Origin of the sequence: Pseudomonas sp. PICF141 (assembly GCF_002286815.1) — a bacterium.
Classification (GTDB): Bacteria; Pseudomonadota; Gammaproteobacteria; order Pseudomonadales; family Pseudomonadaceae; genus Aquipseudomonas.
Window position 1 is genome coordinate 1 of sequence record NZ_MUNM01000042.1, and the last position, 11479, is coordinate 11479.

Annotated in this window: 11 protein-coding genes; 3 read left to right on the forward strand and 8 right to left on the reverse strand. The window is 59.1% G+C overall.

All coding sequences use genetic code 11. The features are described from left to right. Positions 1 to 8 precede the first annotated feature (8 nt). The gene (locus tag BZL43_RS10975) at positions 9 to 695 is read right to left on the reverse strand and encodes an SDR family oxidoreductase (protein WP_095632327.1); all 687 of its coding nucleotides are present in this window, start codon (positions 693 to 695) and stop codon (positions 9 to 11) included. Positions 696 to 720: 25 nt separating this feature from the next. Further along, a complete protein-coding gene (locus BZL43_RS10980) occupies positions 721 to 1071 on the reverse strand; it encodes a MerR family transcriptional regulator (protein WP_008069665.1) in 351 nt (116 codons plus the stop codon). 82 nt (positions 1072 to 1153) lie between these two features. Between BZL43_RS10980 and BZL43_RS10985 the strand changes: the two genes are divergently transcribed. Next, a complete protein-coding gene (locus BZL43_RS10985; protein ID WP_095632328.1) occupies positions 1154 to 1585 on the forward strand; it encodes a hypothetical protein in 432 nt (143 codons plus the stop codon). A 73-nt stretch (positions 1586 to 1658) separates the two neighbouring features. Here the strand turns inward: BZL43_RS10985 and BZL43_RS10990 are convergent, their stop codons facing one another. From BZL43_RS10990 to BZL43_RS11015, 6 genes are all read right to left on the reverse strand, one after another. Further along, complete coding sequence (locus BZL43_RS10990; protein ID WP_095632329.1) at positions 1659 to 2585, reverse strand: ABC transporter permease; 927 nt, start codon at positions 2583 to 2585, stop codon at positions 1659 to 1661. Then, positions 2585 to 3691, reverse strand: a complete 1107-nt coding sequence (locus BZL43_RS10995) for an ABC transporter permease (RefSeq protein ID WP_095632330.1) — start codon at positions 3689 to 3691, stop codon at positions 2585 to 2587. The genes BZL43_RS10990 and BZL43_RS10995 overlap by 1 nt, the downstream gene beginning before the upstream one ends. Before the next feature lie 11 nt (positions 3692 to 3702). Further along, positions 3703 to 5268 (reverse strand): ABC transporter ATP-binding protein, encoded by a 1566-nt coding sequence (locus BZL43_RS11000; protein WP_095632331.1) that lies wholly within the window; start codon positions 5266 to 5268, stop codon positions 3703 to 3705. Positions 5269 to 5876: 608 nt separating this feature from the next. Next, complete coding sequence (locus tag BZL43_RS11005; RefSeq protein WP_095632332.1) at positions 5877 to 6458, reverse strand: YigZ family protein; 582 nt, start codon at positions 6456 to 6458, stop codon at positions 5877 to 5879. A 7-nt stretch (positions 6459 to 6465) separates the two neighbouring features. Beyond that, a complete protein-coding gene (locus BZL43_RS11010) occupies positions 6466 to 7116 on the reverse strand; it encodes a TetR/AcrR family transcriptional regulator (protein WP_095632333.1) in 651 nt (216 codons plus the stop codon). 211 nt (positions 7117 to 7327) lie between these two features. Further along, positions 7328 to 8248: a LysR family transcriptional regulator gene (locus BZL43_RS11015; RefSeq protein WP_095632334.1), complete on the reverse strand. Its 921-nt coding sequence runs from the start codon at positions 8246 to 8248 to the stop codon at positions 7328 to 7330. 139 nt (positions 8249 to 8387) lie between these two features. On the opposite strand from BZL43_RS11015, the gene BZL43_RS11020 reads away from it, so the two are divergent. Next, positions 8388 to 9737, forward strand: a complete 1350-nt coding sequence (locus tag BZL43_RS11020) for an aspartate aminotransferase family protein (protein WP_095632335.1) — start codon at positions 8388 to 8390, stop codon at positions 9735 to 9737. A gap of 64 nt (positions 9738 to 9801) precedes the next feature. Beyond that, positions 9802 to 11295, forward strand: coding sequence for a CoA-acylating methylmalonate-semialdehyde dehydrogenase (locus BZL43_RS11025; RefSeq protein WP_095632336.1), 1494 nt, complete (start codon positions 9802 to 9804; stop codon positions 11293 to 11295). Positions 11296 to 11479: the final 184 nt, after the last annotated feature.

Genomic DNA, 11479 nt, shown 5'->3' on the forward strand with positions numbered 1-11479 from the left:
CTGTGGTGTTACCAGGGAATGGTCTCGCCCCTGTAGTTCACAAAATGATGCCCGCCCTTGCCGGCATACGCATTCACCTGATCGATCAAGCCGCGTGTGCTGGTGTCCACATCAATGTCCGCGCCTTCGCCACCCATGTCCGTCTTCACCCAACCCGGGTGCAGCGACAGCACGGTGAGTTTCTGTTCGCCCAATTGCGTGACGAAGCTGTTGGTCATGGAGTTCAGCGCCGCTTTGCTGGCCTTGTACAGCGCCAGTTCCGGCGCATCGGGCATGGTCACGCTGCCCAGCACCGAACTCATGAACGCCAGCACACCGCTGCCATCGCGAATCTGCCCCACGAAACGCTGGGCCAGATTGATCGGCGCCACGGCGTTGGTGAAGAACAATTGCCCCACCTCGGCCAACGTCGCGCCGCCCGGCGTCTGGACCTCCGGGCCCTTGACTCCGGCATTCACGAACAACAAGTCGAACACTTCGCCCTTGAGTTTTTGGCTCAGGGCGATGACCGCTTGCTGATCGTCCATGTCGAGTTTTTCGATCCGCACCTTGCCCAGCGCTTGCAAGGATTCGGCGCCCTGCGGGTTGCGCACGGTGGCGGTGACTTGCCAGCCGTCGGCCAACAGGGTTTTCACCAGACCGAGGCCCAAGCCTCGGGAGGCACCGATGATGAGTGCGGTTTTTGCCTTGGACATGAATGGCTTCCTTGATGGATGAAAATCACGGATTTAATGGACAACGTTGACCGAGCCGATGCTGCAGTTCCTGACGCAAGACATCGAGTTCGGCGATGCGGGTTTCGATCAGATTCAGTTTGTCTTGCAGCAGTTGGGTAACGGCATTGGCCGGGTCGGGCGACTGCCACAACGCGGCGACACTGCTGCCGATTTCGCCAAGGGTAAAGCCCAGCCGCTGAGCCGTCTTGATGTACAGCACCAGTTGCACCATCTCCGCCGGATAGTCGCGATAACCATTGGCGCTACGTTGCGCGGCGATCAATCCGCGCTGTTCGTAAAAGCGCAATGTGTCGCGGCTGACGGCGCTGGCCTGGGCTAATTCACCGATGCGCATCTTGATGTCTCGAGAAGGCTTGACCCTGGAGCATACTCCAGGCTTTAGCCTTGTTGCTCCCTGATTTTATGGAGCAAGACGGATGTGGACTTCAACGCAGTATCGTCAAGTGGTGCGTGGCAGTGCGTGGTACGACCTGATCGTGACCGCTGCTTTTGTGACGCCATGGAGTTTTGCGGCGTTGCATGGCCTGTTGTTGAGTCTGAGTCAGACTTTCAATTTGCCTGGCGAGCTACCGCCGTTCGAGCCGATGCACATGCTGATGGCGAATCTGTTGGGTTCGATTGTGTGCGTGTGGGCGGTGCTGCGGATTCGTGATCCGCAGCAGGTGTTTGGGCGGTATGACGCGGTGGGGAGGTTTTTGTTTTCGGCTTGGCAGCTGTATGCCTTGCTCCACGGCGCAAGCGCGGTACTGGTGATTTTCCTGTTCTTTGAATTGGCGTGGGGCGTGGCGCAAGCGTTGCCTGTTCGGGCGTCTTCGCGGGCAAGCCTCGCTCCTACAAGTTTTGTGTAGTTCGCCGATGACATGAACGACTCAAATCCGTAGGAGCGAGGCTTGCCCGCGAATAGGCCCGAACGGCCAACACCTAATGCCCTGCCTGCCACGGCTGCCCCAACGACACCGGCGCATACAACCGTGTGCGCACGGCATCCCGGGACAGCAGCACCAACACCACAATGGTCGCGACATACGGCAGCATCGCCAGCAGGCTCGACGGAATCGCCAGCCCCAACCCCTGCGCCACCAAATGCAGGATGCTGGCGAGACCGAACAGATACGCCCCGAGCAGCAATCGCCACACCCGCCAACTGGCAAACACCACCAGCGCCAAGGCAATCCAGCCGCGACCGGCGCTCATGTTTTCCGCCCACATCGGCGTGTACGCCAAGGACAGATAAGCCCCGGCCAACCCCGCCATCGCGCCGCCAAACAGCACCGCCAGCGTGCGCACGCGCAACACCGGCAAGCCCATGGCGCTGGCCGCATCCGGGTTTTCGCCGACTGCTTGAATGATCAACCCGACGCGACTTTTCAGAATCACCCAGGCCACTGACGTGAACAGCGCGAACGACAGGTACACCAGCAAGTCCTGGGCAAACAGCATCCGCCCGATCAGCGGGATTTCACTCAAGTACGGAATCGCCAGCGGCTCGAAACCCGCCAATGGTTTACCAACCCACGCTGCGCCGACAAAGGTCGACAGGCCCACGCCGAAGATCGTCAATGCCAACCCGGTCGCCACCTGGTTGGCGTTGAACACCAGCGCCACCAGGGCAAACAGCGACGACAGCAGCATCCCGGCGAGCATCGCCAGCAACACGCCAAGCCAGAGATTGCCGCTGTTCAACGCGACGATAAAACCGATCACCGCGCCAAACAGCATCATGCCTTCCTGCCCGAGATTGAGGACGCCACTCTTCTCGCAAATCAGCTCGCCCAGCGCCACCAGCAACAACGGCGTACCGCAGCGAATCATGGCGTAGAAAATATTGCTCAGCAGATCGATATCCATCACAAGGCACCTGCGTGTACGGCGGTGGTCGAAGTGCTCCGTACCCAGCGCAGGTTCAAACGCGGTCGGTAGAGAATCAGCACGTCACTGGCCAGCAGGAAAAACAGCATCATCCCCTGGAACAATTGAGTGATGGCTTGCGGCAGGTTCATGCCCATCTGCGCGCTCTCGCCACCGATGTACAGCAGCGCCATCAACAGGCTGGAAAATAGAATGCCGATGGGATTCAGCCGCCCGAGAAACGCCACGGTGATCGCCGCATAGCCGTAGCCCGGCGAAACTTGCGGCACCAATTGACCGATCGGCCCGGTGACTTCGCACACTCCGGCCAGTCCCGCGAGGCCGCCGCTGATCAACAACGCCAGCCAGATCAGCTGCTTCTCGCGAAAGCCGACGAAACCGGCGGCGCGCTTGTCCAGCCCAAGCACTTTGATCTGGAAGCCAACAAAGCTTTTCTGCAGCAACACCCACACCGCCACCAGCGCGAGCAGGGCGAAATAAACCCCGGCGTGAACCCGGCCGTCCGCCATCAACAGCGGCAGTCGACTGGTGTCGCCGAACATTGCCGACTCTGGAAAGTTGAACCCGGCCGGGTCCTTCAGCGGCCCGTGGACGCAGAACAGCAGCAGGTTCAGGGCGATGTAATTGAGCATGATGCTGGTGAGGATTTCATTGGCGTTGAAACGCGTGCGCAACCACGCCGTCAGCCCGGCCCATGCGGCGCCGGCCAGGGTACCAGTGAGCAGGATCAACACCAGCGCCCAGCGGCTTTGCCAGCCAATGACGTTCACTGCCAACGCACTGCCGACGAGGGCGCCGAGCAGCAACTGACCTTCGGCACCGATGTTCCAGATCCGCGCCTGATACGCCACCGCCAGGCCCAATGCGCAGAGCAGAATCGGCAGCGCTTTGACCAACCATTCGGAGACGCCATACAAGTCGCTGATCGGTGCAATCAGCAGCGTGTGCAAGGTCAGCAACGGATCGTGGCCCAAGGCGATAAACAGCAATGAGCCACAGCCCAGCGTCAACACGGCCGCCAACAAGGGCGAGCACCACAACATCAGGCGCGATTGCTGACCACGGGGTTCGAGAGAAAGCAGCATGTGAAACTCCGTTAAAGCGCTACGGGGGCAGGGGGTTGAGGGGCGTCGAATTGGCCGGCCATCCAGCCGCCGACGTCGCTCAGATGGGTGTCGACAGTGGCCTGCAATGGCGACAGCCGACCGCCGCACAGGGCGCCGAGGCGATCGCAGATCTGGAACAGTTCGTCGAGGTCTTCGGAGATCACCAGGATCGCCGCGCCGGCATCGCGCAAGGCAATCAACGCCCGGTGAATGGTCGCGGCCGCGCCGACGTCCACGCCCCAGGTCGGGTGCGCGGCCACCAGTAATTCAGGCTGTTGAAGGATCTCCCGGCCGAGGATGAATTTTTGCAAGTTGCCGCCGGACAGACTGCGAGCAGGCGCCAAGGCATCAGGTGTCTTGACCCCGAAGCGGCGAATGATGTCTTCGGCCAGCGCTTGGACCTTGCCGCGCTGGATCAGCCCGTTGCTGACAAGCCCCTGTTGAAACGCGGTGAGCAGAGCGTTATCTGCCAGGCTCAGCTCCGGCACCGCGCCATGACCCAGACGCTCGGCGGGGACGAACGCCAGGCCAAGTTTGCGTCGTGCATCCGGCCGCAGATGCGCCACCGGTTGCCCGCCGAAACTGATCGTTGCGCTGTCATCGCGGGGTAACCGTTCTTCACCACTGAGCAAGGCCAGCAACTCATCCTGGCCATTGCCGGCCACCCCGGCGACTCCCACGATTTCGCCGCTGCGTACGTCCAGATCAATATTCTTCAGCGAGCAGCCGAATGGGTCCGGGTTATGCCAGGACAACCCCGTCACACTCAAAAACGCATCAGCACCCACGACCTTCGGGTACTCGGTGATCAGCTCGGCGGCTTCACCAACCATCAATTGCGCCAGTTGCCGATCCGAGCACTGCGCCGGCACGCAATGCCCGGCCACCCGACCGCCGCGCAACACCGTAGCGCTGTGGCACAACGCGCGCACTTCGCCCAGCTTGTGGCTGATAAATAAAATGCTGCAGCCCTCGGCGGCCAGTCGGCGCAACGTGACAAACAACTCGTCGGCTTCTTGCGGAGTCAGTACCGACGTCGGCTCATCGAGAATCAACAGGCGGATGTCCTGCATCAGGCAGCGAATGATTTCTACCCGTTGACGCTCGCCGATGGACAGGCTGTGGACAAGTCGCTCCGGTTCCAGCGCCATGCCGTAGCGTTGGGACACTTCACGAATCTTCGGTTCGAGCTGCTTCGGCGTACCCGCCGCCGCGCCCATCGCCAGCGCGATGTTCTGCGCCACGCTCAGGGTTTCGAACAGCGAGAAATGCTGGAACACCATGCCGATCCCCAGGCTGCGAGCCTGGGCCGGGTTGCGCATGCTCACCCGCTGGCCCTGCCAGATCATTTCCCCTGAGTCGGCGTGAGTGACGCCGTAGATGATCTTCATCAGGGTACTTTTGCCCGCACCGTTTTCGCCGAGCAGGGCGTGGATCTCACCAGGGGCAATGCTCAAGTCGATGGCGTCGTTGGCCAGGCAGCCGGGATAACGTTTGCTGATTCTGCGCAATTGCAGGCGCGGTATTTGATCGGGGATCGGCACGGGGTTGGGCATGACAGGCTCAGGTCGACAGAAGGTATACCTGGGGATAAAGCAATTTCCTGGCCATTGAGTCAGGAAATAGGCAGAACCTTGCTGGCATCGGGGCTGTGGACGTTGACTCGCCTTATTCCAATTGCGAATCAGGCACCATTTGAGCGCACGCTCTTTGATCAGGCTCCGGTTTTGCCCGTGGTGAGTTGATCAAAAAACGAGCAGTAACCTGCAAGCTATGTCGGACATGGGGCTGCGCCAGCCATGAACGGGTTATCCACAGGTTGTTCCACAGTATTTGTGCGCAACACGAGCGCGGAGGCATAAGCGTTGAGTGGCTTTCTTCTAAAGGCGATAAACCGCTCTAACTGATTGTTTTCACGTGGAATAAACGTTGCCGCAGAAGAGTTGGATGAAAAATGAGCAAAGCCCGCAAAGCCGCATGACAGAAGGGTTACAGCACAATGTGCTCAGGTTATCCACAGCCGGGTGCACAGCAGATGTGGGCAAGTATCGTGAATAAAGAAAACCGGGGCGCCCCAAAAGATCGCAGCCTTCGGCAGCACTCCGGGATTGCGTTTTTACGGATGTATATGGTCGGCTGCTGAAGGCTGCGATCTTTTGACCTTCTAACGCCGCAACAAAATGCGCCCACGACTCAAATCCGCCAGCTGCGTTTGCAAGGCCTCTATCTGTCCCTCGCCGATCGCCAATTGCAGGTCCACGCCATTGGCTGTGAAGGTTTCTTCCACGACCAAACCGCCCAGTTCCGCTAACCGAAGCTTCACCAGCGCCAACTCGCCAAATGCACAGGCACAACTGACCGGCACGCGGCTGATCAGCTCGACCTTCGGCGCCCCTTGCAGGCATTTGTTGGCACCGCCGCCATAGGCCCGGGCAAGGCCACCGGTGCCCAGTTGAATGCCGCCATACCAGCGGATCACCAGCACCACAACCTGATCGCAATCCTGCGCCTCGATTGCTGCCAGAATCGGTCGGCCAGCGGTGCCGCCGGGTTCGCCATCATCGTTGCTGCGATATTGATTGCCGAGTTTCCATGCCCAGCAATTGTGCGAGGCGTTCAAATCACTGTGTTGCTCGATGAACGCTTGAGCTTCAATTGCACGGGTAATCGGCGCGGCGAGGGTGATGAAGCGGCTTTTGCGAATCTCTTCGCGGTATTGGCAAAAACCGCTGAGGGTAAAAGGCATAGAAATCTTAGATAGGAGGCGTCAGGCCGCAGCCTTTGAGAATGATGCGGATCAGGTTGTTGCCAGCATCGTCCATGTCTTGCTTGGTCAACTTGCTGCGCCCGGTGACACGGCAGATCTGCGTGGCAAAGTCGGCGTAATGCTGGGTACTGCCCCACAGCAGGAAGATCAAATGCACCGGGTCGATCGGGTCCATTTTGCCGGCGTCGATCCAGGTCTGAAACACTGCGGCCCGGCCCTGAAACCAGGTGCGGTAGTCCTGGTTGAAATGCTCGCTCAGGCATTCGCCGCCGCTGATGACCTCCATGGCGAAGACCCTCGAAGCTTGTGGCTGGCGCCGGGAGAACTCCATTTTTGCGCGAATGTATCGCGTCAACGCTTCGGCCGGATCATCCTCGACCGTGAGGGTATTGAAAGTGCTGTCCCAGAGTTCAAGGATGTTGCTCAGCACCGCCACATACAAACCGAGTTTGTTGGTGAAGTAGTAATGCAGGTTCGCTTTGGGCAACCGGGCCTTCTGCGCGATGGTGTTCATGCTGGTGCCTTTGAATCCGTGACGGGCGAATTCGTCTTCGGCGGCTTTGATGATGGTCTCTTCGTTCTTCTGACGAATGCGGCTGGCGGGTTTTGCGCCGTGGGCTGGGACTTCAAAGGTCATAGGCACTTCCGAACAGGTAGATGGGTGCAACCAGATGCGTTGATAGCGCACCCGCAGGTCGCAGACAAGTCCCGACACGATAAAACCTTGACCACTGCAATCCCTGTGGGAGCCGAGCTTGCTCGCGATGGCGCCAGGTCAGTCACCATCGATGCTGAATGTTAAGCAGCCATCGCGAGCAAGCTCGGCTCCCACAAGAATCTTCAGTTGTTCAGCGCGTTGCGGCCAGGCTCTCCAGAAAACTTTCCAGTACCAAGTGGGGCCGACGTCCCTTGCGTGTGACCGATGCCAGGCTCAGGTCATAAAAACGTGCCATGGGTTTCAGCGCACGCAAACGGCCTTGTTGCACCCAGAGGCTGGCGTAATGATCCGGCAGGTAACCGATGTAGCGCCCGGTCAGAATCAGAAATGCCATGCCTTCGCGATCCGACGCACTGGCGGTGCAATTAAGCGCCTGGTAATGGGCCTGAATCTCGGCGGGCAAACGGAAGGTTGGGGCAATGGCGTCCTGGCTATTGAGACGCTCATCGTCCAGTTGTTTGTCGTCGACGTAGAACAATGGATGGCCGACTGCGCAATACAGCAGCGAACGTTCGCTGTAGAGCGGCTGATATTCCAGCCCCGACAGTGCACTGGCTTGCGGCACTACGCCGACATGCAAGCGCCCGTCGAGCACGCCTTGTTCGACTTCATTGGGCGCGATCATGCGGATCTGGATCTGAACGTCCGGGCCGCGTTCCTTCAATTGTGCCAAGGCATGGGTAATGCGCATGTGGGGCAGGGTGACCAGGTTGTCGGTCAGGCCGATGGTCAATTCACCGCGCAAATGCTGGTGCAGGCCATTGACCTCGGTGCGGAAACTTTCCAGCGCACTTAATAGCTGCAACGCCGATTGGTAAACCTCGCGGCCCTCTTCGGTCAGGGAAAAACCGGCGCGCCCGCGTTGGCACAGACGCAAGCCGAGGCGCTGTTCCAGATCGCTCATCTGCTGGCTGATTGCCGAGCGACCGATACCCAGCACCGATTCCGCCGCAGAGAAGCCGCCGCATTCCACGACGCTGCGAAAAATCCGCAACAGGCGGATATCAAAGTCACTGACTTGCGCCAGTGGATCGGGACGACGGCTGCTCATGCCTTGTTTACTCAAAGTTTAGTGGTTGACTGACTGAAGGTTAGAAAAGTTGGATTTCACCGACTTTATCCCCGTGGCAATTTAGCTGCAAGAACGCTTTTCATCTTCACGCCGCTTATTGCTCTGCGAGGTTTTGCCCATGAACGTGCCTGAAAACGCCCCGACTTCCCTGGCCAGCCAGCTTAAGCTCGATGCTCACTGGATGCCCTACACCGCGAACCGCAATTTCCAGCGCGACCCGCGACTGATCGTGGCTGCCGAGGGCAGTTGGCTGACAGATGACAAGGGCCGCAAGGTCTACGATTCGCTCTCTGGTCTGTGGACTTGCGGCGCCGGGCACACCCGCAAGGAAATCCAGGACGCGGTAGCCAGGCAGTTGGGCACGCTCGATTACTCGCCAGGCTTCCAGTACGGTCACCCGCTGTCGTTCCAGTTGGCTGAGAAAATCACCGACCTGACCCCGGGCAATCTGAATCACGTGTTCTTCACCGACTCGGGTTCCGAGTGTGCAGACACGGCGGTGAAAATGGTGCGTGCTTACTGGCGCCTGAAAGGCCAGGCCACCAAAACCAAAATGATCGGTCGCGCTCGTGGCTATCACGGCGTGAACATCGCCGGCACCAGCCTTGGCGGCGTGAACGGCAACCGCAAACTGTTCGGTCAGGCGATGATGGACGTCGATCATCTGCCGCACACGTTGCTGGCGAGCAATGCGTTTTCCCGTGGGATGCCGGAGCAAGGTGGCATCGCCCTGGCCGATGAACTGCTCAAGCTGATCGAACTGCATGATGCATCGAACATAGCAGCGGTATTCGTCGAACCAATGGCCGGTTCCGCTGGCGTTCTGGTTCCGCCGCAGGGTTACCTCAAGCGTCTTCGCGAAATCTGCGATCAGCACAACATCCTGTTGGTGTTTGATGAAGTGATCACCGGTTTCGGTCGTACCGGTTCGATGTTCGGCGCCGACAGCTTTGGCGTGACGCCGGACCTGATGTGCATTGCCAAACAAGTCACCAACGGCGCGATCCCGATGGGCGCGGTGATTGCCAGCTCCGAGATCTACCAAACCTTCATGAATCAGGCGACGCCTGAGTACGCGGTGGAATTCCCCCACGGCTACACCTATTCCGCCCATCCGGTGGCTTGCGCCGCGGGCCTGGCGGCACTCGACCTGCTGCAAAAGGAAAACCTGGTGCAGAGCGTGGCGGAAGTGGCACCGCATTTCGAAAATGCCCTGCACGGTTTGAAGGGCAGCAAGAACGTCATCGACATTCGTAACTACGGGTTGGCTGGCGCCATCCAGATTGCGCCTCGCGACGGTGATGCCATTGTGCGGCCGTTCGAGGCCGGCATGGCCTTGTGGAAAGCCGGGTTCTACGTGCGCTTCGGCGGCGACACCCTGCAGTTCGGCCCAACCTTCAACAGCAAGCCGCAAGACCTCGATCGCTTGTTCGACGCCGTCGGCGAAGTGCTGAACAAAATCGACTGATTTTTTCTCTCTTTATAGTGGCGTCCTTCTGCGGGCGCCTGTGGACAACTTTCAGGAGCCCTGCATGAGCCTTATCCCGCATTTGATCAATGGCGAACTGGTGACCGAAGACGGTCGTACGGCCGACGTGTTCAACCCGTCCACCGGTCAGGCGATCCACAAGCTGTCATTGGCCAGCCGTGAAACCATTCAAAAAGCCATCGATTCGGCCAAAGCTGCGTTTCCGGCCTGGCGTAACACTCCAGCGGCCAAGCGCGCTCAGGTGATGTTCCGCTTCAAACAATTGCTGGAACAGAATGAAGCTCGCATTGCACAACTGATCAGTGAAGAGCATGGCAAGACGCTGGAAGATGCAGCGGGTGAATTGAAGCGCGGGATCGAGAACGTCGAGTTCGCCTGTGCTGCACCGGAAATTCTCAAGGGCGAGTACAGCCGTAACGTTGGGCCGAACATTGATGCCTGGTCGGATTTCCAGCCATTGGGCGTGGTGGCCGGTATTACTCCGTTCAACTTCCCGGCCATGGTGCCGCTGTGGATGTACCCGCTGGCGATCGTCTGCGGCAACTGCTTTATTCTCAAGCCTTCCGAGCGCGATCCAAGCTCGACGCTGCTGATTGCTCAGTTGCTGTTGGAAGCCGGCCTGCCGAAAGGCGTGTTGAGTGTGGTGCATGGCGACAAGGCTGCGGTGGATGCCTTGATTGAAGCGCCGGAAGTCAAAGCACTGAGTTTCGTCGGTTCGACGCCGATTGCCGAATACATTTACGCCGAAGGCACCAGGCGCGGCAAACGCGTCCAGGCGCTGGGCGGGGCGAAGAACCACGCGGTATTGATGCCGGATGCGGATCTGGATAACGCCGTCAGCGCACTGATGGGCGCGGCGTACGGGTCGTGCGGTGAGCGCTGCATGGCGATTTCGGTAGCCGTTTGCGTTGGCGATCAAGTGGCGGATGCGTTGGTGGCCAAACTGGTGCCGCAGATCAAGGCGCTGAAAATCGGTGCGGGTACCACTTGCGGTCTGGATATGGGGCCGCTGGTTTCTGGACAGGCTCGCGATAAAGTCACTGGCTATATAGAAGACGGTGTATCAGCAGGGGCGACCTTGGTGGTGGATGGTCGTGGCCTGGGCGTTGCCGGTCATGAGGGAGGGTTCTTCCTGGGTGGCTGCCTGTTCGATAACGTCACGCCAGAGATGCGCATTTATAAAGAAGAGATCTTCGGGCCGGTGCTGTGCGTCGTCCGGGTCAACAGCCTGGAAGAGGCAATGCAACTGATCAACGATCACGAGTATGGCAACGGCACCTGTATCTTCACGCGTGATGGGGAAGCGGCGCGGTTGTTCTGCGATGAGATTGAAGTGGGTATGGTTGGCGTCAACGTGCCATTGCCGGTGCCAGTGGCTTATCACAGCTTTGGCGGCTGGAAGCGTTCGCTGTTTGGCGATCTGCATGCGTATGGTCCGGATGGCGTGCGGTTCTATACCCGTCGCAAGGCGATTACCCAGCGTTGGCCGCAACGGGCGAGCCATGAGGCTTCGCAATTCGCATTCCCTAGCTTGTAAGTAGAAGGGCAGAAGGCCGACCTCTTGAGGTCGGCCTTCGTGTTTACGGGCTTTTTTGGCCTATATGACAGAAATGTGAAGATTTGGGTTGACGGCAGATTTTGAAGGCCTATAATTCGCCCCACTTCCGGCGCAGTCGAAACGGAAAACTCCTTGGTAAACAATGAGTTACGCGGTTTTCGGC